This is a genomic window from Alicyclobacillus suci (assembly GCF_017329615.1).
GTDB classification, from domain to species: domain Bacteria; phylum Bacillota; class Bacilli; order Alicyclobacillales; family Alicyclobacillaceae; genus Alicyclobacillus; species Alicyclobacillus suci.
Genome location: NZ_JAFMTW010000050.1, coordinates 1 through 23,335 on the forward strand (window position 1 = coordinate 1; position 23,335 = coordinate 23,335).

At 52.3% G+C, this 23,335-nt stretch carries 18 protein-coding genes and 1 riboswitch; of the genes, 7 read left to right on the forward strand and 11 right to left on the reverse strand.

Translation table 11 applies throughout. The features are described 5' to 3' along the window. Positions 1 to 283: 283 nt before the first annotated feature. The 9 genes from J3482_RS17130 to J3482_RS17170 all read right to left on the reverse strand — a co-directional run bounded on the left by J3482_RS17130 (position 284) and on the right by J3482_RS17170 (position 13,609). The gene (locus J3482_RS17130) at positions 284 to 1,180 is read right to left on the reverse strand and encodes an SPFH domain-containing protein (protein ID WP_206922820.1); all 897 of its coding nucleotides are present in this window, start codon (positions 1,178 to 1,180) and stop codon (positions 284 to 286) included. 143 nt (positions 1,181 to 1,323) lie between these two features. After that, entirely contained in the window at positions 1,324 to 1,665 is a 342-nt protein-coding gene (locus tag J3482_RS17135) for a hypothetical protein (RefSeq protein WP_021298447.1), read from the reverse strand. 400 nt (positions 1,666 to 2,065) lie between these two features. Continuing rightward, positions 2,066 to 3,283: an ABC transporter permease gene (locus tag J3482_RS17140; RefSeq protein WP_021298445.1), complete on the reverse strand. Its 1,218-nt coding sequence runs from the start codon at positions 3,281 to 3,283 to the stop codon at positions 2,066 to 2,068. Beyond that, positions 3,273 to 3,989, reverse strand: a complete 717-nt coding sequence (locus tag J3482_RS17145) for an ABC transporter ATP-binding protein (RefSeq protein ID WP_021298444.1) — start codon at positions 3,987 to 3,989, stop codon at positions 3,273 to 3,275. The genes J3482_RS17140 and J3482_RS17145 overlap by 11 nt, the downstream gene beginning before the upstream one ends. Further along, a complete protein-coding gene (locus J3482_RS17150) occupies positions 3,989 to 6,316 on the reverse strand; it encodes an HlyD family efflux transporter periplasmic adaptor subunit (protein ID WP_021298443.1) in 2,328 nt (775 codons plus the stop codon). Before J3482_RS17150 ends, J3482_RS17145 begins: the two co-directional genes overlap by 1 nt. A 230-nt stretch (positions 6,317 to 6,546) precedes the next feature. Next, positions 6,547 to 7,170, reverse strand: a complete 624-nt coding sequence (locus J3482_RS17155; protein ID WP_021298442.1) for a tetratricopeptide repeat protein — start codon at positions 7,168 to 7,170, stop codon at positions 6,547 to 6,549. A 346-nt stretch (positions 7,171 to 7,516) separates the two neighbouring features. After that, positions 7,517 to 10,666, reverse strand: coding sequence for an efflux RND transporter permease subunit (locus tag J3482_RS17160; protein WP_206922821.1), 3,150 nt, complete (start codon positions 10,664 to 10,666; stop codon positions 7,517 to 7,519). A 15-nt stretch (positions 10,667 to 10,681) separates the two neighbouring features. Further along, complete coding sequence (locus tag J3482_RS17165; protein ID WP_206922822.1) at positions 10,682 to 12,487, reverse strand: efflux RND transporter periplasmic adaptor subunit; 1,806 nt, start codon at positions 12,485 to 12,487, stop codon at positions 10,682 to 10,684. A 243-nt stretch (positions 12,488 to 12,730) separates the two neighbouring features. Further along, positions 12,731 to 13,609 carry a putative bifunctional diguanylate cyclase/phosphodiesterase gene (locus J3482_RS17170; protein WP_206922823.1) on the reverse strand — a complete coding sequence of 293 codons (879 nt, stop codon included), beginning with the start codon at positions 13,607 to 13,609 and terminating at the stop codon, positions 12,731 to 12,733. Between the two features lie 294 nt (positions 13,610 to 13,903). After that, a riboswitch (cyclic di-GMP riboswitch) is annotated at positions 13,904 to 13,989 on the forward strand. Between the two features lie 105 nt (positions 13,990 to 14,094). Between J3482_RS17170 and J3482_RS17175 the strand changes: the two genes are divergently transcribed. From J3482_RS17175 to J3482_RS17200, 6 genes are all read left to right on the forward strand, one after another. Then, the gene (locus tag J3482_RS17175) at positions 14,095 to 14,409 is read left to right on the forward strand and encodes an STAS domain-containing protein (protein ID WP_206922824.1); all 315 of its coding nucleotides are present in this window, start codon (positions 14,095 to 14,097) and stop codon (positions 14,407 to 14,409) included. Further along, positions 14,406 to 14,804 carry a PP2C family protein-serine/threonine phosphatase gene (locus J3482_RS17180; protein WP_206922825.1) on the forward strand — a complete coding sequence of 133 codons (399 nt, stop codon included), beginning with the start codon at positions 14,406 to 14,408 and terminating at the stop codon, positions 14,802 to 14,804. Before J3482_RS17175 ends, J3482_RS17180 begins: the two co-directional genes overlap by 4 nt. A 228-nt stretch (positions 14,805 to 15,032) precedes the next feature. Then, on the forward strand, positions 15,033 to 15,500 hold the full coding sequence (locus J3482_RS17185) for a MarR family winged helix-turn-helix transcriptional regulator (protein WP_206922826.1): 468 nt from the start codon (positions 15,033 to 15,035) through the stop codon (positions 15,498 to 15,500). After that, positions 15,491 to 16,156, forward strand: a complete 666-nt coding sequence (locus J3482_RS17190) for an HlyD family secretion protein (RefSeq protein ID WP_081654151.1) — start codon at positions 15,491 to 15,493, stop codon at positions 16,154 to 16,156. Before J3482_RS17185 ends, J3482_RS17190 begins: the two co-directional genes overlap by 10 nt. 42 nt (positions 16,157 to 16,198) lie before the next feature. Further along, the gene (locus J3482_RS17195; protein WP_021297211.1) at positions 16,199 to 17,797 is read left to right on the forward strand and encodes a DHA2 family efflux MFS transporter permease subunit; all 1,599 of its coding nucleotides are present in this window, start codon (positions 16,199 to 16,201) and stop codon (positions 17,795 to 17,797) included. A gap of 17 nt (positions 17,798 to 17,814) precedes the next feature. After that, a complete protein-coding gene (locus J3482_RS17200; RefSeq protein WP_021297210.1) occupies positions 17,815 to 19,788 on the forward strand; it encodes an efflux RND transporter periplasmic adaptor subunit in 1,974 nt (657 codons plus the stop codon). A gap of 719 nt (positions 19,789 to 20,507) precedes the next feature. Here J3482_RS17200 and J3482_RS17205 read toward each other — a convergent pair. Next, positions 20,508 to 21,167, reverse strand: a complete 660-nt coding sequence (locus tag J3482_RS17205) for a tetratricopeptide repeat protein (RefSeq protein ID WP_021297209.1) — start codon at positions 21,165 to 21,167, stop codon at positions 20,508 to 20,510. Positions 21,168 to 21,330: 163 nt separating this feature from the next. Here J3482_RS17205 and J3482_RS17210 point away from each other — a divergent pair, with 163 nt between their 5' ends. Next, positions 21,331 to 22,557, forward strand: coding sequence for an IS256 family transposase (locus tag J3482_RS17210; protein WP_206920083.1), 1,227 nt, complete (start codon positions 21,331 to 21,333; stop codon positions 22,555 to 22,557). A gap of 20 nt (positions 22,558 to 22,577) precedes the next feature. On the opposite strand, the gene J3482_RS17215 is transcribed toward J3482_RS17210, so the two are convergent. Then, positions 22,578 to 23,063 carry a glycosyltransferase family 2 protein gene (locus J3482_RS17215; protein ID WP_206922827.1) on the reverse strand — a complete coding sequence of 162 codons (486 nt, stop codon included), beginning with the start codon at positions 23,061 to 23,063 and terminating at the stop codon, positions 22,578 to 22,580. Between the last annotated feature and the right edge of the window lie 272 nt (positions 23,064 to 23,335).

Sequence of the window (23,335 nt, forward strand, 5' to 3'; positions counted from 1 at the left end):
TTTCTTATTCTCGGGGGGGGGGGGGGGGCGGGGGGGGGGGGGGGGGGGGGGGGGGCGCGGGCCCCGGGGGGGGGCCCCCCCGGCCGCATAAGGTAACTTTTCTGCTCTATTTGTGACATTTCGCCACTGTAGCCGCAGATAAGGTAGGAAATCTGCTCTATTCGCGCGGATTTACTCAAAACCCTGCCCGAAAAAGCCAAATAAGGCATTTTTCATGCCCTATTCGCTGCAAAAATGGCCCGGGTGTCTTAATAAGACACCCGGGCCACCGCCGACCAACCAATCAATTCGCGCTTGACGTGCTTACAGTGCTCGTGCTACTCGACGTACTGGCACTACCCGAACTACTTGCGCTACCTGCGCTACCCGAAGTGCCCGACTGTGCCGATGCACTACCGCGCTTTCCATGGTGAAATGCGTGGCCCTGTTGCGGTGCACCCGTGCGCTCCACCAGTTTCGTGATCATGGTATCGGCGTTGCTCAGGATTTTTTGTTCCTCAGATGACGTCAACTTGCCGGCCGAAACCGCCTTGTCTAACTGTGTCTTCTCAGCCGACTCAATGTCGGACACGAGCGTCGATTCGTCAATGCCCTTGCTTTGTGCGATTTGTGCGAGCGACTGCCCCGCTTTTAAGTCGGATTGCAACGTGCTCGTATCCACGCCGAGGATGCTCGCGATGTCACTCAGCGGTGCGAATGCTCCCTTGTTAGAGCCTGCGCCTTGGAATGAGCCCTTCGCAAATCCACCTGTATGTTCAACCATCTGTTGAATGCGCGACTGTGCATTCGTCAGCAGTTTCTGTTCCTGTGCGGAGGTGAGTTTCCCAGCCGAAACCGCCTTGTCTAACTGCGCTTTCTCAGCCGACTCAATATCGGAAATCAGCGTCGATTCATCGATGCCCTTGCTCTGTGCGATTTGCGCGAGCGACTGCCCGGCTTTCAAATCAGACTGCAGCGTGGTCTTGTCAATGCCAAGGATGCTTGCGATATCCACGCCCCAGAAGCCTGCACCCTTCGCATGATGGCCTTGTCCACTGGTTGTACTTGCCGTACTTGTCGAGGTAGACGACGTCGAAGACGATGTCGTACCCGTCGTATTGGTGGTTGCCGCATATGCCGTAACGGTTCCAAGGGCTGTTAACGTCATCACAGAACTTGCAATCATCGCTTTCAACTTCATACCAATTTCCTCCTTGATGCACATGGTGTTGCTTACATTGCGAAGCATAGACAGCCTCGCTTGAAATTCCCTTGAAATGCAGATTGAATTTTCATTGAAAATCACCCTGCGTCGAAACCTACCTACCTAGAAACCTACCCTACCTATGTAAGATAGCGTTGCATGCGGCGAACGATGTCCATCTTCTCATCGGCGCTAAGTTGCGGGAGCACCGCGCACAAGTTTCCTAGAATCGACTCAATTTGTTGACCTTCGTAGATTCGGCCTTCAATGCTGCCATCATCCAGCAGCCCCTTCACCCACAAATACCACTGACCATTGGCCCAAACGATACCCGCCGTATCCGAGTGGCGCCAGACTTCGTGGCCCTCATCGATAATCTCTTGCAGTGTCAAGTCAAAGTGATTGGTGCTCGTCGCAAGATGTTCAGGTTTACCATAGCAGTATGCAACCATCCACTGATCCATTGCGGTTGCCTCTTCCATAAACCAGATGCCTCCTTGCTTGAGTTTCATCGGGCTGGAACACGGCCTACACGTCATAGATTACGCGTCAAACGTTAAGATTCCATTGAAAAACGACAAGAATCTCGTGACGACCGTCAAGTATCATCACCAAGAAGCGATTCCACAGAAAAGCAAACGGCGCAACTCGGCAGTCTCTGGGAAACAGAACTGTCGGCTGCGCCACCTGCAAAACTTGTGAAACATCCTCTGTGGTAAACCAACCGGATTAGAGGAGAATCCCCTCTATACTATACTTACGTTGAAAATACGCCAAATCCGGGGGCCGAATCTACTGATCTACTATCAACAGGCCGGATCCATAGGCCGGACCAACACGCCGGACAACCCAAGCGAGGAGAACTCGATTTCGGTCGTCGCATTACTCAAATCGCAACGCGTCAATCGGCTTCAAATTGGCCGCCTTGCGCGCCGGATAGACGCCAAAGACGATGCCAATGGCTATCGAAAAGACCACCGATAAGACGATTGCGCTCACCGATAAGAGACTGCCGGTCTTCATCACCCTCGCCGCGACCATCGCCCCCGCGCCGGAGAAAATGAGCCCAATCAAGGCACCCGCCAGACTCAAGGTCAGCGACTCTAGCAGAAATTGCGTTGAAATACTGCTCTTGCGTGCGCCGATAGCTTTCCGAATGCCGATTTCCCGCGTTCGCTCCGTCACCGACACGAGCATGATATTCATAATGCCAATGCCGCCGACGAGCAGCGAGATCGCCGAGATGCCATCGAGCAACAAAGTCAATACCCGCGTGACGCCACTCAAGGTGCTGAGCAGCGTGGCCTGGTTCTGAATCGTGAAGTCGTCAGCCGTCCCTGGCGTGAGTTGATGGGCGACGCGCAACGTCGACTCGATTTCGAGCTGTGCCTGATTCATCACCTGTGACGACGTGGCAGAGGCGAGAATCTGGCTCACGGTATCCGATCCCGTCATGAGATTGACTTCCGTCGTGATCGGAATCGCAATCGCATCGTCTTGGTTCGTAAAGCCACTCGTCCCCTGACTGGCCGCCACGCCGATGACCGTGAACGGAATGCCTTGGATCTCAATCGTCTGGCCGACGGGATTCACGCGCTCCCCGGCGAACAGCGTCTGTTCTACCTGGCTGCCTAGGACCGCCACGTTGGCCGCAGAATTCACTTCTTCCTGTAGGAAGTACCGCCCCTGTGCCATCGTCACGTTTTTAATCTCTGGATATTGCTCGTTCGTGCCCTCAATGGCCGTATTGGTGTTGTTTGCCCCGTAAACGACCTGCGCCGTATGCGACACGACGGGAGACACGTACTTGACGTCCGGGTCTTGCTGCTGAATTGCCGTCACGTCAGCGGTCGTCAACGTCGACGCGCTGCCGAACCCCTGACTGATGCCACCGGAACTGGTCGCACCAGGCATGACGGTTAACACGTTCGATCCCAGCCCCTCCACCTGACTGGTGATGTTGTCCTTCGCACCCATGCCAATGGCGGAACTCAGGACCACTGCCATCACGCCGATGATGATGCCGAGCATAGTGAGAAAAGATCGCATTTTATTGGCGCGAATACTCCGCCACGACACGCGCAAGATTTCAATCCACATGCGGCGGCACCCCCTCTAGCTGTGGGTATTTCGTGTCGGACTCCACTTTGCCATCGCGGAAACGGATAATCCGCTTAGCGCGTTCCCCGACCTCATCCTCGTGCGTGACCAACACAATGGTGTTGCCCTGCGCATGCAGTTCCTCAAACAACGTCAGGATTTCCTCCGTCGTGTGGCTGTCGAGCGCACCGGTGGGCTCGTCGGCGAGAATCAGCACCGGGTTGTTCACCAGCGCCCGCGCGATCGAGACACGCTGCTGCTGACCGCCGGACAACTCGTTGGGCCGATTGTGCATGCGATTCGCGAGCCCGACTCGCTCTAGTGCCTCCATCGCCCGCTGCCGCCGTTCGCGCGCCGGAACCCCTGCGTACATCATCGGCAGTTCCACATTCTCCAGCGCCGTAGTCTTCGGCAACAGGTTAAAGTTTTGAAAGACAAAGCCAATCTTCCGGTTGCGGACATCCGCCAACTGGTCTTCCGACAGGCTTGCCACGTGAAATCCATCGATTACGTACTGCCCAGACGTCGGCAAATCCAAACAGCCAATCATGTTCATCGCCGTCGACTTTCCAGATCCGGACGGGCCCATAATCGCGACAAACTCCCCGCGCTCCACGGTCAAATTGACCCCATCGAGCGCGCGAATCGTCTGGTCTCCAATCACGTACTCGCGAACCAAGTCGCGGATTTCAATCAGGGCGCTCATTACCCACGCCCCCCACCAGATGAGGCACCTCCGCCAGCTCTGCTAAAACCGCCACCGCCGGCAAAGCCACCGCCAGCAAAGCCGCCAGCGGTCATGCCGCGGCCGCCAAATCCGCTACCTGTACTGCTGCTCGCCTGCACAACAGCCGCAGCCGTCGCGCTCGGCAACTCAAGCAAAATTTTCTCCCCAGCTTGCAGCCCACTCGTAATCTCGACTGAACTGGTACCCATGAGGCCAACTTGCACCGGTTGGAAGTAAAATCCTGCCGGAATACTGGAATTGGATTTCGATTTGCCGGCAGCCGCCGCAAACCCAGACGACGACGATCCACCCGCAGCACCGGACGCACCCGCCGACGCCCCACCGGCCATCCCAGCCGTGCCACTGCCTTTGGTTCCGCCGCTTTCATTCGTGCGGCCTCCAATACTACCACCCGAACCGGCGGCGGAATTGCCGAACCCACCACTCCAGCCACTCGTGGCCGTCGTGTTGCCGCCAGCGGATCCGCTCCAATTGCCCTGGAAGCTGCTATTCCCAGCCCCCGCCGCCGCGCCTGTTGCCGATTGGCTGGAGGCCGACTTGGTCCCCTGGACGTATACGCCTTCGATAGAGCCGACCTGGTGCAGCGCAATGGCCGGCACGGTCAGGACGTGCGAGTGCTCTGCGGTCTGAATCGTGGCACTCGCGCTCATGCCCGGCTTGAGCTTGCCAGACGAGTTGTCAATGGTCGCCATCACGGTATACTCCGTCACGTTAGAGACCACCTGTGGCGTCGGATACACCTGCGTGATGGTCCCCGTAAATGTTTGATTCGGGTACGCACCAACTGTAAACGTCACCGACTGTCCGGATTGAATAGAGCCAATCTGCGACTCGCTCACCTGCAGATTTACCTGCAAATCGTGCGCGTTTAAATCTTCCATCTCAATAAATCCACTGGATCCAGACGAGCTCGAACTACTCCCCGAGCTACTGCTGCTACCCTGTCCGGGCGCTTCGCCAACCTGACCGTTGACCGCTGTAATCACACCATCAATCGGCGCCTTCAACACCGTCTCACTTTCCGCAAGCTGTGCCGACTGCAAGGACGCCTCAGCGTTGGCGACCGACGCCTGTGCACTCGCGACGCTCGACTCATCCGATTTAATTGTAGCCGCAGTCACCGGCTGTTCATCATTTTTCAACTGCAACTGCGCCGCCTGCAAATTCTGCTGCGCAGTTGTAATCGCGTTTTTCGCATTTTGCAGCGTCGCTTCGTCGCTCGTCCTGTCGTTGTACTCCGCCTCAGCCGTCTTCAGATTCTGCTCTGCTTCATTGACGGCCTCTTGATTCTTTTGCTCTGTCGACTGCTCGTTCGCCTGGTCATTCGCAAGCTTCGTCTCGTCGGCCTGCACCGTCTGCTGGTCTTGCGTCACCTGGTTCTGCGCGTTTTGTACCGCCGTGTAAGCCGTATTCAAGTCGTTATATTCGCTTTGCGCATTGCTCACCTGTGTGGAATACGGGTTCGATCCGCTAAAGCCCCCATCCGCCCAGCTATTAAATCTCGCCTCTGCGGTCTGATAGGCCTGGTACGCCGCCTGCACCTGTGCCTCGGTGACGTTGCCGTACTGTGCCTGTGCATCCTGAAGACTTTGTTGGTCCTTCTTCAAAGTCGCCTGGTCGTTCGCCAAGGTCTGCTGGTCTACCGTGACAGTGTCACTCGGCGTATTCAGCGCCTCCTCCGCTTGCGTCAGCGCGTTCTGTGCCGATTGCACCTGCGCCTCGGCACTCGTGCGGTCGTTATATTCTTTCAACTGTGTCTGATAGCTTTGCTGCGCCTGCGTCACAGCGGTCTGCGCCTTTTGAATATTCAACTTGTCCGTCGCAATTTGCGCCGGTGTCGCAGTCCCCTGCTCATCCTGCGCCAATTTCGCCTCTGCAGAACTCAGACTCGCATTCGCCTGTTTGACACCCGATTCGGCCTGCTTCACTTGAATCTGTTCCGTCGAGTCGTCTAGCTTGGCCAATACCTGACCCTTCTTGACCTGCTGCCCAACCTTCGCGTTCAACGCCGTCACTAACCCGCCCGACGTCTGGAAGTTGAGGTCTAATGCAGTCGGTGCCTGAATCGTGCCAGACGTGCTGACCGACTGACTCACATTGCCGTAGCCTACGGTGTACAACTGTGTCGCCGACACCGGGCTCGTCTGATGGAGCTTCGCCATCGTGATCGGAATACCCGCCCCCAACACAATGACCACTGCTGCACCCGCATAAATCCATTTGCGCCGCCTGCGCTTCAAAAAGGGCTGCACAAATTCTGAGTTTCCTTGTGGGCTCACACCCATCTCATCGACTCCCCTTACACCATGTCAATTCCCGTAAGGCCCCGTCATCTTACAACCGATGTGTCTAATCTGTCAGAAGTTTACGAGACAAAGGGCGATACATGGCCAAAGCGTAGCGAAAGTATGTTGAATTTGGATTGAAATTGCTAAGGTAGGAAAGTGTTTGCTAGAGGGGAAACAAAAAAGTAAGAAGCTGTGACGACACAGCTTCTTACCCAGCTTGCGATACCTTAAGAGGTTTTCTTCGACTGCAGTTGTTTTTGCATCGCCTGCAGACCCTTGTAAGCCGGATCGGATTTCTTAACATCCTTCAGGCCGTTTGCAACAGCTTGTTTCGCCGCTGCGACATCACCTGCGGTCTGCTCAGCAATCGCGAGGTTCCACCAGCCATAGCCGTACGTCGGGTCGGCTTTCGTCGCCTTTTGGTAATACGGAATCGCCGATTTCGCGTCGTTCTTGTCGCGCAGATAAATGTTGCCGATGTTGTTGTACGGAACAGCAGACTTCGGATCTAACGCGGCTGCTTTCTTGTAGTACGCAATCGCCGCCGTGTCGTCCCCGTTGACGTGGCTAGCAACACCTGCGTTCAACTGCGCCTGTGCGTCATTGGGCTTCGACTTCGCCGCATCCTGATACTTCTTCAGGTTTGCGGAACCCTGATACTGCTGTCCACCCTCAACGATGGTCTTCGTGCCTGTTGTCGAATTCGTAATCGTCGTCGAGGCTTCGTTCGTCGCACTCGAGTTCCCCGTAGTCCCGGACGTACCGTTTGTTGTATTGTTCGCTGCACCACAACCGGTCAACACGAGGATTGCCAGCGCTGCTGCACCTACGGTTCCATATAAGCGTTTCATCCATCCACCACTCCCCTAGAGAATCAACGACAGGTTCTAGTTCCCATTGCGCGCGGACTCTCATTGGTCCTTACGATGCGAACAGACCGCAGGAATTATACACCATTAAGCAGTCTGCTTGTCCGCGTATACCGTACCAAAATCGACGGGATTCGTCATCCGTTCTGCGCAAATTCACAACATCTCCCAAGTTTTGAACCACGGCATGGTCATAGCCTTCGAGGTCGATTCGCAAAAGTTGGGGGTCGGTGGTTGACATCTCTGGAAGCAAAAACGAGCTGAGATGCCAATCCACCGCACATCGAGTGAAACCCTGGTTCTCTATCCAACCGCGCTACGAGAGGGGTCACATCCCCACGCCCGGACCGCTACTCGGTAGCGCCGGCGTGCGGTCTTTTCGCGGCTTGCGTTTGAATCGCTGAATCATATTGTCCAACATCACATAGACGACCGGCACCAACACCAGCGTGACCATCGTCGAGAACGCCAGGCCAAACGCAATGACCGTGGCCATCGAGGACAACGTTTCGGCGCCCTTGCCATAGCCAATGACGAGCGGCATCATGGCGAGAATCGTCGTCACCGTGGACATCACAATCGGGCGTAGACGAATCGGCCCCGCTTCCACCAGCGCTTCGGGCAGCGTACGCCCCTGCTTGCGCAAGTGGTTCGTGTAGTCAATCAAGACAATTGCGTTATTGGCGATTAACCCCATCACCATAATCACGCCAATCGCCGAATCCAAATTCAACGAGCGGTGCGTGAGGAATAGCCCCAACGCTGCCCCGATAAAGGTCGGCGGCAGACAGAACATGATGACCAGCGGCGTGAGCAGCGCCTCAAACAGACTCGCCATCAACATGTACAAGAGCAAAATGGAGAATCCGAAAGCGACTGCCATACCGACAAACGCACTCGTCAAGAAAGCGCCGTTCTGACCAAAGCCGACATAATATCCCTGCGGCACGCGAATGCTCTTGAGTTCTTTGCTCAGCTCCGCCTGCACTCGGCCTGACGTCACGCCGTATGGTGTGGCGCTCACCGTGACAGAGCGTTCGCCGTCCACGTGCGAAATCTGCGGTGGCTCCTGCGAAGAAGTCAGGTTCCCCAGTTGCGTGACCGGGACGAGATCGCCACTGTTGTTCTCCACTTGTATCTCCGACAAGTTGTTCAAGTTCTGCGAGTAGGACTGCGGCAATTGAACCACAATGTCGTACTGCTGGCTGCCCTCAAAGAACGTCGACGCCTTGGTACCTTGGAACGCTGTGCGCAAGGTCGATTCGACCTGCTGTGCACTCAGACCAAACTGCGCCAACGCCGCTTGGCTGATATTCAACTGATAATCGGGCGTCCCTGTTTGTGTTTGATTGTCGACATACTCCAGGCCCGGTGTCGACTTCATAATCTTTTCGACTTGGTTGCTCAAAATCTGCAGCGTTTGGTTGTCGGGCCCTTGAATCTGCACGGCAATGTCGTCTGATCCAGGCCCGCTTCCATTCGCCGACCCGGGTGACACGAGGATTTGCGCCCCTGGGATGTCACTCACGACATTGCCAAAATCGTGCGCCATCTGACTGATATCTTTCGTCGTGACGCGATTCGCGAACGTCAAATTGATGGTCGCCTGGTTGGTCTGGGCCTCTGCCCCGTACGACGATCCGCCAATTTGGTCATCGATTTGTTGAATCCCTTGCATCTTTTTCTTGGCCAATGCCTCGACTTGTTCGGTCACTTGCTTGGTCGTGTCTAAGTTCGTCCCGTCTGGTGTTTTAATGGAGATGGAAATCTGCTGATTTCCGACATTCGGCACCAGTTCAAACCCAATCGACGGTACCAGCGCAAAGCTCAAGACAAGCATCCCTGTAGCGGCCGCCACCACCGTTTTGCGGTGGTTCAAACTCCACTGCAGCACCTTCTTGTAAATGCGGGTCAAATCGTACATGCCTCGCCCGACCCAGTCAAACGGTGCCCAAACGCGAAATGGCGCGGTCTTCCCAGGAATCGTCTCTTCCATTTCAAAACGCCGGCCACGCAACAGCCGTGACGCCAACATCGGTGTGAACGTCAGCGCGACGAACAGCGCCGCGATATGTGAGAAGCTCACCGTGAGCGACAACGGACGGAACAACTGCCCGGCGATACCTGGCACAAAAATGGATGGCGCAAAGACGCAAATCTGCGCAAGCGCCGCCACCACGACGGCCAAGCCGACCTCTTTGGTCCCCCGTTTCGCCGCTTCAATCGAATCGATGCCCGCTTGTCTCGCCCGGAAAATACTCTCCAGTACGACAATTGAAAAGTCGACCAAGGAGCCTAGGCCGACCGCCAGACTACCCAACGTCACGGAGTTCAATGACAAATTGCTAAAGTACATCAGCGCAAACGTCGCCAATGTCGCGATAGGAATCGCCACCGCGACGACCACCGTCGTCCGAATGCTCCGCAGAATTAACAAGATGACCAGGATACCAAAGATGAAGCCAAGAATCGTGTGATTCACGACTGTGTCAACCGTATCCCGAATCGACTGCGCGCTGTCCGACAACACCGTCAGATGCATCCCTTGCGGCAGTTGAGTCTCCAGTTGTTGGACCTCTTTATGCACTTCGTTGGAGACCGTGACGGTATTCGCGTCACTCGCCTGGGAAACAGATAGTGTGACGGCCGGTTTGCCGTTGACCGACGAAATCATCGTTACCGTCTTGTTGCCGTCTTCTACGTCCGCAATATCCTGAAGTTGCACCGTGCCACCGCCACTTAAGGGAATCGGGACACGATTCAACTCGTCTGCCGACGAGAACTCACCATTGACGTGCAGTGGAATCTGTAACGAACCCTTTTGTACTTGTCCCGCGTCAGTCGAGAGGTTGTCTCCTTGCAGCGCCTGAACGACTTGCTGGATGGATAAGTGATAGTACTGAAGCCTGTCCGGTTTCACATTGACCGTGATTTGTCGGGTCAAGTTACCCGCTGGCGTCACGCCCGCCACGCCGTTTAACTGCTGCAGCGCAGGTTTCACCACATCGATGGCTTCGTCGCTAATCGCTTGCTGTGTCTGACTTCCGTAGAGGGACAAGGTCATGATTGGTTGACTACTCGGGTCAAACTGCTCGACCCCAGGCGTTCCCGCATCACTTGGCAGTTGGCTTTGTGTCTGCGAGACAATGCTGCGCATCTGATTGAGCGCCTCATCCAAGTTCGTCCCATAGTTGAACTCGACAATGACCAAACTGCTGCCTTGTGTCGAAGTAGACTGAATCTGGGACACACCCGACAGGCCTTCTAATCCTTGCTCTATCGGATCCGTCACCTGTTGCTCCACAGCCTCCGGCGATGCACCAGACCAGGAAGTGGCGACTGCAGCCACAGGCAAATTCAATTTTGGATACAATTCCTCCGGCAGTTGAAATACCGAAAAGATACCCACAATGACTACGGCAATCATAATCATTGTGATAGTCACCGGCCGGCGAATTGAGAAATTCGCGATTTTCACCCATCTATCTCCTATCTATTGTTTGGCAACAACAGCTGAGCCATCTTTGGAGACGACCTTGACCTTATCCCCGTCCGAGAGCAGGTTTTGCCCTTGCACGACAATTTGATCGCCGACTTTGAGGCCACTGGTGATCTGATATTCCGTACTCGACATAGAGCCTACCTGAACAATGCGGCTATGGACCACACCCTTGTTCTCCACAAAGACTTCCTCGGCACCACCTTGTAAACTAAGCACCGCGTCCGCTGGGACGAGAATCACTTTCTTGCTGCCCTGGTCGACCAACTGCGCCTGCACTTGTAGCCCCGGTAAAATCTGCGAGTGTTTCCCAGGAATCGTGACGTCCACTGCGTATTGATTGGTGGACTGGTCGAGCTGTGGATGAATGGTCATCACCTTGCCGGAAAAGCTTTGGTTCAGACTCGGCACAGACACATTGACCGCCCCACCGACGTGCACTTTCCCGATATCGGATTCCGGCACATTAATGGTCACCATCACCGGGCTGGTGGTGGCAATCGTCAGCAAACTCGTCTGTGGACCCACCTGCTGACCGACCTGCGCGCCAACGGCTTGCACCACGCCAGAAATCGGCGACACGACCTTGCCGTCCTGAATCTGCACCTGCAAGGTCTTCTGAGCCGCATCCGCCTGGGCTTGGTTTTGCCGCAGTGTGCTTTCTGCGTTGTCCACAGTCTGCTTCGCCTGTGTTTTATCCGCCGCGATTTTCTTCGCCATGTTGAGCGCCGTCACGGCCGCGTCATACTGCGTCTGCGCCTGCTTTAGCGAAGCCTCCGCCGCCGTCACCGCCACTTTGGCCTGCTGCGCGGTGTTGCTGTCACTCGCCGGTGGCGCCGCATCGGCAACGCCCTTCTGCGCATTCGCCAGATTCGCCTGCGCTTGCGCAACCGCACTCTGCGCCGACGCCACACTTTGCACACCGCTGTTATATTGCTGCTCTGCCTGCTGCAGTGTGTTGTACCCGTTACTCAAGTTTTGGTAAATCGTTTCATCAGCCGATACGAGTGACGCATACGGGTTTGTACCCGCAAATGCCCCATCTTGCCAGGCTTGATAATGGGATAGTGCTTCTTGATAGGCTTGAGAGGCTTGCTGTACCTGATCTTCGGTGATGCTTCCGTACTCTTGCTGGGCTGTATCGAGCGACTGCTTCAAGATGGTCAAATTACTTTGCGCAATATCGAGCTGCTTCTGTGCGGAGGTCAGCGCCTGTTGATCCGCCTGGACCACAGCCTGTAAGGCCGAGCTGTCCTCCGGTGTCGTCGCCGTTCCACTCAAGGTCTGCTGCTCCTGCAATTGCGCTTTTTGTAAATTCACTTGCGCCGTTTTCACCGCAGCCGCCTGCTCTGTCACGGCGCTTTGAGCGGATGACACTTGTTGTTCGGCGTTGATGTTGTCGTTATACATCGCCTGAGCGTCCGCGTACTGCTGTTGCGCACTGAGGACCGCCGCGTTCGCCTCTTCTGCCTGGTTCTGCTGCTGGACGACGGTAGACGGATCTAATGCCGCCAACGTCTCCCCCGCTTGCACCTTCTGGCCGACGCGCACATTCAACTGCGACAGCTTCCCGGACGCCGCCGGCGCCAAGGTCGTTTGAATATATGGCGTCACGGTACCTAAATACGTATCGCCAATCGTCTGTTTCGACATCTGAACCGTTTGGATGCTGACGGCCTCCGGAGGCAACGATACCTGTTTTGCCGATGCGCCCGTCACGCCACATCCAGCCACCCCACCACCGACGAGCATCATTACGCCGATGAACAGGAGTGATTGCTTTCCTGCATGCTTCCCCATTTGTTGTAGCCCTCTCTTATGTTCGTTTCTACGAAGTTCACTTCACTTCTACTTCAGTGTACTTCTGTGAAGGGATATTTCTCTGTGTTGAGATTCATGATGCGTTGAATAATTTAGTAACTATAGCATTCATTATGCGGACTCATACTTCCTTTCGCAATAAAGATTCATAGGTATGTGTGAAGGATATGGGGCAATTGTGGATTCCTGAAAAAGTCACGATAAAATCTCGATAGACGTAAATTACGAAAGGTGTGAGGATACCAGACGCTGCACCGCGACATGAAATCTGCCGACCCTCAGATACTCCTCAAATAGATTAACAGGCACGGGCCGCCTATACAAATACCCTTGCACTTCGTCACAGGCTTGCGCCTGTAAGTACTGTAACTGCTCCACAGTTTCTACGCCCTCCGCGATGACAATCAGTTTCAGTTGATGTGCCAACCGAATCACAGCGCGGACAATTTGGGTGGAACTGGCGTGATGGGGTGCACGACTGATAAACGACTTGTCCAACTTGATGCCGTCCACATCGAGCCGCTCTAACCAGCTAAGCGAAGAATATCCTGTGCCGAAATCATCCAAGTAAATCGCAATGCCCAAGGCCCGTAACTGCCGGATAGCCTCATCAGGCAAGGTCTCTTCTGGGAGGATAGACGTCTCCGTCACTTCAAATTCGAGCCACTTCGCGCCAATCTGATATTGACGCAACAGGGATTGCACAATATCTACAAAGTCGCAGTCGAGCAGTTGTTTCACCGAGACATTCATCGATATTCGTATCTGAGGAAGACCGGCATCACGCCACTCACGAAGCTGACGGCACACCGCTTCGAGCACCCAGTTGCCCAAAGGAATCATGGAATTCGTATCTTCAGCGATGCGGATAAATTGAACTGGGGGGATGGCACCCAAAATTTTGTGCTGCCAGCGAAGGAGCGCTTCAGCGCCAATCATCTGCCCGGTCATCGTATCGATTCGAGGTTGATAGTAAAGGACAAACTCGTTGTTTTTAAGCCCCTTCACGATATCATTCGCCAACCGCTGACGCCGATAGTTCCCAGCACCATGCGTCGGCACAAATCTTATAAACCGGCTCCACAGGCGACCACCAAGCACGCCCTCACCCCCTCTATTCGTGAACAAAAAGTTGAATCAACCAAATTCCAACCAAAACCCAAGCCAACATCCTCCCCGAATGACCGGTGGACTTAGAAATGCTACTGCGTTCCATGGCGAATGGTAAAGTGGCAAATCGCCACCACGATTCCCAAATGCCGTCTCGGGAACCTGTATGACTTAAATTTGAAAGAAGACGTTTGTGTCTATTTGCCGCAGTGAATGTATTCCAAACCTGATACAGTACAGATACGTTTGATTCGGTTACAACGATACGGTTTGACGAACTCCAAACCTTATATTTGGCAAATCAGTGGAAACGCTGAGACGCAAAGCTACGGGTCTAAGGGCATTCTGCCTATGATCGCCGGGTTGCTAACAACTTAGAATCTTGTTGAGCAATCCTACCCGTTTAGGATTGCTCTTTTTTGAATTCAGCAGGTTTAGCACCCTTGTTGCGCTGGAAATCGTCGGGGGGATAAAGAATGGATATCTCAGTTCGAGTGGACAAAGCATTCAGTTCAACTGTCCTAGCAATCGTGGGCGAAGTGGATTTTCCCACAGTCGATCAAGTGCTCTCTCTGATGGACAAGCATAGATTGGACAACGTCGTTCTCGACTGGAGTGGCATCAGTTTCATTGATTCTACAGGTATCGGCCTGATTCTACGCGCCATCATGGAGATTCGGGAGGCGGGTGGTCAGATAACCATCGTTTCCATCCCGACGCCAATCGAGCAGGTTCTCGAGGAGATGGGCGTTATGGACATCATCTGTGAATTCATGAAGGAAAACGTATGAAGACAAACGAGCTGTTACATCAATTCCGAAAGTACCTCAATACTGTAGATGACTCGGGGCACGAGTTACAGGCGGCCGAGTTTATTCAAAAAATGCTCCTGGACGATAAGATTCCACCATGCCCGTCTCTATCGTGTGCAGGCATCTCACTGCCCGCGTATCGACTCAGCGGAGATTACTACGATTTTATTTACGATTCCGTCAACGGCCGCTACTGGATATTTGTCGGCGATGTCATGGGCAAAGGCATTCCTGCATCGCTACTCATGGTCATGGTCCGCGCCACCGTTCGCGTATTGACCCATTACAACCAGAAGCCAAGCGAACTCGTGCGTAATGTAAACAACTTTCCAACTGGTAAAGGGTGGTTATTGCCCAGGAGGAAGACCCACTAATTGGTTTAATACAAGCAAGCCAATGAGTATAGAACGCGGATTTGGCTGAACAAACATGAGCGCTAGCCATCAAACAAACAGCCCACCACTAAACACTCGACATCGTGCAACAGGCAACAACTATAAATAGAGGAAACTCTCGCTTGACTTCTCCAAGTTACAGGAAGAAAATATTCCATGGCTAAATGATTCTAAGAGAGAATGAAGAGGGGATTCTGGAGGTGAAAAATGTCCATATCCGGCAAGAAGTACAACAGCACTTTGTATGAACTCATTTCCACTTACCGTGATCTTGCACTGTGTATTTCCCACGTCGTCAAACCTCTCGTCGAGGATGTCGGCCTCACGATGTTTCAATTTCGTCTCCTCGTTTGTCTATACGAAGGCGGAACGAATTTGACTGAGCTTGCTGAGCGAGTGCACGCGTACAAGGGATACACAAGTTCCGCTGTCGATGTGCTGGTCGCAGCACACTTGGTCACCCGGCAATATCCCGAATCTGACCGAAGATCCGTTTACTTGGAAATCACGGATGATGGAAAACATGTACTAGATCAGATTTTGGATACGGACACACCATTCTACCAGCGGTTATCTTCTGCTTTCCAGCTGTCAGAAGCAGAATTACAACGCCTTATCGCGTTGCATCGAAATGTCATCTCGAACCTTGTTGATGGAAGGAAAGAATGTCTATGAAAAAGGGTGTGGCAAGAGGTTTACAAATCGGCGGTGGTGTCGTTGTCGTCGCCGCAATTGTCTTTGGCGGCATGTACTGGAACCACACGCGTCAATACATCTCAACCGATGACGCATATATCGATGGACGCCAATATACGATTTCCTCTCCCGTTTCTGGGAAAGTTGTTGATTGGCAAGGAACCGTTGGGGCGACATTCGCACCGAATAGTCCCGTCGGAGAAGTAGAGGAACAGTCAGGCGACTCGACTTCAACCGTTCCCATTCCGGCACCAGCAGATGTATCCATCATTCAACAGGATACCGCAGACAACGAATTTGTCGCAGCAGGGACGCCCTTGGCGTACGCGTACGACATGAACAAATTGTGGGTCACCGTGAACGTGAAAGAGACGTTGATTCACGAAGTGCACGTGGGCCAGCCGGTGGATATCGATATTGATGCATATCCAAACCAGACGTTCCACGGCACGGTAGCACGCATTGGGCTCGCCACAGGTAGCACGTTGTCCATGGTGCCGAGCACTAGTAACAATGCCAACTTCACAAAGGTTACACAGATTGTCCCAGTGAAAGTCACATTCACGACCTACCCAACTGAACCGATTGTTCCTGGGTTTGATGTCACGGCTCACATTAAAAAGACCGGAAACTAAAACCGGCCAGCGTGACTTTTGCTCAGAGAGGAGGGGGAAAGATTGAGCGCGAATCCTGCAAGTGCCGTTCAGACGCAGGTAAAGGCCCCATATTTACAACTATTCATCGTACTCATGGGTTCCTTTATGGCCATTCTCGATACCAGTGTCGTCAACGTGGCGATTCCAAAAATGGAGGTCGCACTCAACGCGAACACGACGAGCATTCAGTGGGTGTTGACGGGTTACATGCTGGTGACAGGTATTATTGTCCCAACGTCAGGCTGGCTGATTGATAAATTTGGTCCGAAGAAAGTGCTCATCGCTGCCCTCATCGTATTCACGATTGCCTCAGCGCTCTGCGGCATGTCGTGGAACTTAAGCAGTATCATCTTCTTTCGGATTCTCCAGGCAGCTGGTGGCGGTCTCTTACAGCCATTGGCCCAAACGATTATTTACCGCGTGTTCCCGCGCGAACGCATCGGTGGCGTCATGGGACTGTTCGGCGTGACCATCATGGCAGCGCCCGCATTTGGCCCGCTGCTCAGTGGCTATTTTGTCGAGTATTCGTCGTGGCGACTGATTTTCTTCGTCAATGTTCCAATTGGCGTGATAGCCACTTTCATGGCCATGACGTTCATGCACGAGTTCTCGCACCAGGCTAAAGCGTCCTTGGATGTCATCGGCCTCACGTTTTCAACACTTGGCTTTTTTGCATTGCTCTACGGATTCAACAACGTCCCTGACCATGGCTGGGGTTCAACGGTTGTCCGGGTCTCAATCGCCATTGGCGTCGTATCGCTCATCTGTCTGGTCATTACCGAGTTGCGCGTGGAAAACCCGCTGCTTCAGCTACGCGTCCTAAAGAACTATACATACACGATGAGCCTGATTATCGTGTCGATTCTTAGTGTGGCGTTGTTCGTCGGGATTTTCTTGCTGCCGTTGTATTTGCAGAACATCATGGGTTATTCACCCATGCGAGCCGGTTTATTTATGACCCCTGCGGCACTCGCTTCGGCGGTCATGATGCCTATCAGTGGTAAGTTGTTCGATAAAATTGGTGCTCGACCCTTAGGGCTCGTCGGATTGGCGATTCTGACCGTCTCAACGCTTGGGTTCACCACGCTGACGGCTACCTCGACGTCCGGCCATATTCAACTGCTCTATATCGTAAGAAGCATCGGAATGGGCCTTGCCATGATGCCTATCATGACGGCGGGTACGACTGCACTGGTCGCTGTAGCGCCACACTTGGTCTCACAGGCGGCCGCAGTAAACAATACCGTTCGCCAAGTTGCATCTGGCCTTGGTACTGCGATATTGACGGTATACATGTCCAAGAGGGAGATTATCCGGACATCTCAGCTGTCAGATCACTTAAACCCTGGTACGCCACAGGGCTTACAGCTCACGGGACTAATTCATCAACTGAGTTCCCAAGGGCTATCCGCAGCTGCGGCACAGTCAGAAGCGATAAGCCTCATTTCTGCCTGGATTCAGAAAACGAGTTTCGTCTTAGGCATGAATGATACGTTTTTTATTTCCACCATCCTCGCGGGATTAGCTTGGTTTGCCACCATCTTTATCTACCGAGGAAGAAGAAAAGTAAAACCGACACCAGTCAAGGGACAGCAACAACAGTCTCTAGCTGCCGAATAATGTTTGGAGGGATCTGAATGGATACACAAACCTCGCTGAATTCCGAGATTGGCTTAGGCAACAATAGCGGGAAGAACCCACGCCGCAAGTGGATTCTAGCCGGCATTGCCGTCATCGTCGTACTCGGTGTGGGCATTGGCATCGCAGAGCGCCCAAGTGCGTCCGCTGCAGAAATTCCACCGAGCGACTTGTATCAGGTACACTCGCTCGCAAGTAAGAAAACCATCTCCACCGAAGGAACCGTCCAAAGTGCCTCCGAGGTCAATCTCTCGTTCCAGGGCCAAGGCGGTAAGGTGACGAGTGTCAAGGTGAAAGTGGGCGATCACGTCAAAGCCGGCCAAGTCATCGCCACCTTGGATGACTCCGCGACCAAAAACGCCGTTCAGCAGGCCCAATCAGCACTGGATCAAGCGGAAGCAGGCGTTTCCCAAGCTGAGGGCAACGTGGCTCAGGCACAAGGCAATGTAGCAGAAGCACAGGCTGGTTTGGTCAAGGCAACGGAAGGTGCAACACCTGCCACAAAGAGTGTGGCTGAGTCGAACGTTGAAAAGGCACAGGCCGCATTGACAGCTGCGCAACAGCAATATAAAGACCAACAGGCTGCTTACAATGACCGTACGACGGCTTATCAACAACTGGTCGCTGCTCAGAACGCTGCTCAGGAAGCCAAAGCGGCACTGGACACCGCACAAGCTAACCAACAGTCGCAGATTGATGCGGCACAACAAGCTTTGACGGCTGCTCAGAATAACCTGCAGACGGCGGAGACCAACCTGCAAAGTGCACAACAGAAAGACGGGAATATCACGGAGCAGCAGGTAGACGAGGCCTATCAAAACTACCAGGAAGCTCTGTCACGTTTCGATAGTTACCAAAAGACCTATGGTGACGCAAATAATCCATATGCTTCACAGTTACAAAACTATGAGTCGGTTTATGAGGGTTTGAATCAAGGATATCAGGAGCTACAAAGTGACCAGACTGCATACAACTCCGCTGTTGCCGCAGTCGCACAAGCAAAGGCACAATTAACGTCGGCACAAAACGGTGTATCGACGGCTCAAGCGCAATACGATGCTGCGGAGAAAGCTTTGCAGACAGCTCAAGCGACCTATAATGACCGTACCGCTGCCAAACAAGCATTGGATGCTGCCCAAAGCCAGGTGCAACAGGCTAAAGCTGCGCTAGCCAACGCACAAGCTGCTTACAAACAAACGGTAGAACCTGCTGATAAAGGTACAGTTGACTCCGCAAAGGCAGGTATCCAAACTTCGCAGGCTGGTGTCAAAACTGCCGATGCGGGCGTCCAGGCGGCGGAAGCTCAGGTGAAATCTGCTCAAGCTGCCCTCAACAACGCCGAGCTAAATGAGAGTTATATGACGCTCAGAGCACCAGTAAGTGGCGTCATTACCGACAAAAACATCCAACCGGGAGACACAGTTTCACCGGGGCAGACGGCATTTGTATTGGATGTACAACAAATGCAAGTTGCACTGCCGATTAGCGAATCTCAGATGCCATATGTTCACCAAGGACAGAAGGTCACATTCACGGTACCCGAGATCCCTAACAAAACATTTACGGCGACCATTTTCCAGGTCGACCCGACGCCCATCGAGGGTAATGGGGGATCGTATCAGGCGCTAGCAACTGTAGACAACCCGACTTCAAGTCTTAAATCGGGGATGACAGGACCTGTGAGCATTGATGTCTCCGGGCAGCAGGATACCATGGTTGTACCGGCTATTGCGATACACAATGAGAACGGACAACAAGGTGTCTATCTGTATGACCCAAAGGCCACAAAGAGCGAAAAGGCACAAGCCTCACAGCTTGGGTTACCAGAGAACGTCATATTCCAACCTGTCAGCGTTCAGAGTGAAAGTGGATACCAAGCTGAAGTCACTTCGGGCCTAAATGACGGCGATAAAGTGGTTCTTGGAGAAGGTGCCTTTTTGGTTGGTGATAACGGTACGGTGGACGAGAGCTAAAGAATATATCTCGAGCAATATTTTTCCTGGTCCCGCCTTTCGAACGATAGGCGGGACTCTTTCATAAGACTTCTGCCGCCACATATAGTTGTCCACCTATCACAATTGTCAATGAGCAGCCAATTACAGCAAAATCCACTTTTAATCATTTGAAAAAAACAGGTGAATAAAACAATGCTGTATATGGAGTTTTGAAGGAGCGAAGTTCTAAAAGGAACACATTTCCTTTTAGGCATAAAAAAAGCGCCCGAAGGCGCTTCAAAAACCAACAGATTATACGACCAACCCACCAACATTAATGGCTACTCCCCAATTCGTGCTAGCGGTGTTTTGAACAATGATTGTTAGAATACCATTGTTCAAGGATACTGCTGTCACAGATAGCGGAGACCCAGGAGTTACATAATAAGCAGGTGTTCCAGTTGTGCCGATACTTACTCCAGTATATTGACCATTATTGATATTGAATGCAAGTGACCACGACTGTGCCTCTGTTGGTAGACCCCCAATCGAAAAGACTGCCTCTGAATTTGGGCTCACAGTTCCACTTACAAATGCATTTACCTGAGCTGGACTTGCAACCATTTCACAACATCCCCAAACATGTGATTTTTTGTAGCTTGGCCAAGCCACGCTCACATCATATGGCGAGTAAGTGTTATGTGTAACCACGTATGTCTCGTCGAGATTAATGCATCATCGATGTTATCTATAGGTATCTAAAGATTGCCTCTAATCTCCTTAGCAATCTCAAGTACTTGCTTATCCATTTGAGCCAGGACATTCTTAGCTGGTGCATATTCAGGTGCTCTACGAAGGACTTCTGCATAAAGCTTCCTTGCTTCAATCCAAATTCCACTAAGACGGTGCTCATCCGCAAGATGTAACATAGCTTTGTACTCACCAATTGCCGGATCGGTAGCATACTTCCCTTTTGAAGACAATTCGAGTGACTTCGCAATATGTTGAATAGCGGATTGTAGGGACACCACTTTTCGCAATTGGTACATTCCATACATGTACCATCCATCAACATAGTCTGGAAATCTTTGTGTCAGTCCAAACGCAAGAGATTCTGCTTGTGCTACGTCGCCCTTACTATCGAGCGCCCACACTAAATTTCTTTCAACTTCGGCCAGCGCTATAGAATTCTTAGATGCCGTTAAAAGCTCCCTAGCTCGTACAAGATGCCGGATAGCAGCATCCGGGTTTCCCAAAATGAGATGCTCACGACCGAGAAAGGAATGAGAGAGCACATCATCTGGGTACTGCTGAATGTGCTTTTCTAAAATCGAAATATTCCGTTTGAACTTTTGCTGCTTATTTACTTTGTTATCGTCGTACCCATCATGCAAAAACCGTATCTGAACTGGGTACACAGGAATCTGCTTTTTCTCCTTCGTAGCGAGTTGTTCGTGTACTGGGCGGAACCAAAGTTAGAGTCTTAGGTAGTGGTGTAAATTCCACGGCTAGATCTTGACGAAAAAGCCATCGAGTGCAATCTACTAAAAGTGTCGAGCAAATAGTAGAGGAGGCACATCGATGGCTTCTACAGACAAGATCGCACTTTTGGAGTTAATTCGCAAGATCGGATTAGAAGATGGTGATGTCGATTTTTTGAAGGAAGGGCTGAGAGTCCTAACCCAGGCGGTGATGGAGGCTGAAGTGAGCTCTTTGATTGGCGCTGAACGGTATGAGCGCAGTGAGAAACGCAGCAATAGCCGTAATGGTTACAGAGAACGGGAATGGGACACCCGTGTCGGAACGATTGATTTGCAGATTCCGAAGCTTCGGAAAGGAAGCTACTTCCCCAGCATGCTAGAGCCTCGGCGGAAAGCTGAGAAGGCGTTGCTGTCCGTTGTTCAAGAGGCGTATGTGCATGGTGTGAGCACCCGCAAGGTGGACGAGTTGGTTGAGTCTATGGGCATTCAAGGAATTAGCAAGAGTGAAGTATCTCGTATCTGCAAAGAGTTAGACGAAGTAGTGCAGGAATTTAAAAACCGCCCACTTGAGGGGACATACCCATATCTATGGTTGGATGCGACATTCCCGAGAGTCCGTGAAGGCGGACGAGTTCAGAGTATGGCATTTGTAATTGCAATTGGCGTGCGAGACACCGGTGAGCGTGAGGTGTTGGGGTTTGACATTGGGACTAGTGAGGACGGCTCGTTTTGGCTGACATTCATCCGAAGTCTGGTTGCGCGTGGGTTGCGTGGTGTACAGCTGGTAATTAGTGATGCTCACGAAGGACTGCGCAGTGCGATTGGCTCTGCGTTGACCGGAGCGACCTGGCAGCGCTGTCGAGTTCATACAATGCGCAACATCCTCAGCCAGGTGCCTAGAGCGTCGCAACCGATGGTCTCGTCTATTGTCCGGACCATATTCGCTCAGCCAACACAGGAAACAGCCAAACAGCAACTGGATGTGGTTGTAGAGCAACTTCGTGGAAAGTTTCCAAAGGCGATGGATGTCTTGGAACGTGCAGAGGAAGACGTGCTAGCGTACATGGCATTCCCAAAGGAACACTGGAAACAGATATGCTCGACAAACCCGCTTGAGCGCTTAAATCGTGAACTCAGGCGACGCTTCGATGTCGTTGGTATCTTCCCGAACCGAGAGTCTGTCATTCGTCTAGGCGGAGCAATCCTCCAGGAACAGAACGATGAATGGATTGTAGCAAGGCGCTACTTTAGCCGAGAGTCAATGGCAAAACTCATGAGCACTCAAGAACCGCAATTACTGGCGCCAACGTCAGTTTTGCATAAATAGCCGACACGAAGTGGTTGCACTCAATTTACACCACTTGACGGGACACTACCGAACCAAAACAAGCCTCTTCCCAAGGGGAACATACGAGTCTCCCTACTTGGTGACATCACATCTCCAACAATATTCATTTGCAATATCTGCAGGGCAAATGTACCAGGCACAGCATTGTATTGCTCAGCAAATTTCCGAATCTTATCAGTATCCTCCTTATACAAGATTTCATCAGCGTCTACCGATATAACCCAATCCGTTTCAGCAAATGATAATGCGTAATTTCTTGCGGCAGCAAAGTCATCATCCCATTTAAAACAGTGTACTGGAATACCTAAATTTTGGACAGAGAATACCGTCCCATCGGTGGAACCAGTGTCAACAACCACAATCTGATCAACAGCTGGTTGAAGTGCAGTCAAACACTTTTCAATCGTTCTAATTTCAATTTTTACAATCAGCACGGCTTCAACAGTACAATGTGGCGTATCTAAAGACTTTTTGTACATATCCATGAATTTATTTTCTCAGACGATTATTCGCAACACAATTCTCATATAGTCATACTCTAGCATATCACTCGACGTTAGTTGCAAAAAACCCCGTTAGCGATAACTATTAATCCCGGATTTCGACGATTAGGTGATTGAGGTCATTGACCGGGGCATGTTTTCAAGTATTTGGTGGATTTGTTAGCGAACACGGCGAAATCATGGTACGGAACTAGAGCAATGGACACAATTCCCCCCTCCCCAAGCCAGGCTATGAACTCCACTTTTTCAATTGG

Excerpts from the sequence above, each read along its gene's own strand:
- J3482_RS17130 (WP_206922820.1), bottom strand. The coding sequence starts at position 1,180 with ATGAAGTTGAAAGCGATGATTGCAAGTTCTGTGATGACGTTAACAGCC.
- J3482_RS17135 (WP_021298447.1), bottom strand. The coding sequence starts at position 1,665 with ATGGAAGAGGCAACCGCAATGGATCAGTGGATGGTTGCATACTGCTAT.
- J3482_RS17140 (WP_021298445.1), bottom strand. The coding sequence starts at position 3,283 with ATGTGGATTGAAATCTTGCGCGTGTCGTGGCGGAGTATTCGCGCCAAT.
- J3482_RS17145 (WP_021298444.1), bottom strand. The coding sequence starts at position 3,989 with ATGAGCGCCCTGATTGAAATCCGCGACTTGGTTCGCGAGTACGTGATT.
- J3482_RS17150 (WP_021298443.1), bottom strand. The coding sequence starts at position 6,316 with ATGGGTGTGAGCCCACAAGGAAACTCAGAATTTGTGCAGCCCTTTTTG.
- J3482_RS17155 (WP_021298442.1), bottom strand. The coding sequence starts at position 7,170 with ATGAAACGCTTATATGGAACCGTAGGTGCAGCAGCGCTGGCAATCCTC.
- J3482_RS17165 (WP_206922822.1), bottom strand. The coding sequence starts at position 12,487 with ATGGGGAAGCATGCAGGAAAGCAATCACTCCTGTTCATCGGCGTAATG.
- J3482_RS17175 (WP_206922824.1), top strand. The coding sequence starts at position 14,095 with ATGGATATCTCAGTTCGAGTGGACAAAGCATTCAGTTCAACTGTCCTA.
- J3482_RS17180 (WP_206922825.1), top strand. The coding sequence starts at position 14,406 with ATGAAGACAAACGAGCTGTTACATCAATTCCGAAAGTACCTCAATACT.
- J3482_RS17185 (WP_206922826.1), top strand. The coding sequence starts at position 15,033 with ATGTCCATATCCGGCAAGAAGTACAACAGCACTTTGTATGAACTCATT.
- J3482_RS17190 (WP_081654151.1), top strand. The coding sequence starts at position 15,491 with ATGTCTATGAAAAAGGGTGTGGCAAGAGGTTTACAAATCGGCGGTGGT.
- J3482_RS17200 (WP_021297210.1), top strand. The coding sequence starts at position 17,815 with ATGGATACACAAACCTCGCTGAATTCCGAGATTGGCTTAGGCAACAAT.
- J3482_RS17210 (WP_206920083.1), top strand. The coding sequence starts at position 21,331 with ATGGCTTCTACAGACAAGATCGCACTTTTGGAGTTAATTCGCAAGATC.
- J3482_RS17215 (WP_206922827.1), bottom strand. The coding sequence starts at position 23,063 with ATGGATATGTACAAAAAGTCTTTAGATACGCCACATTGTACTGTTGAA.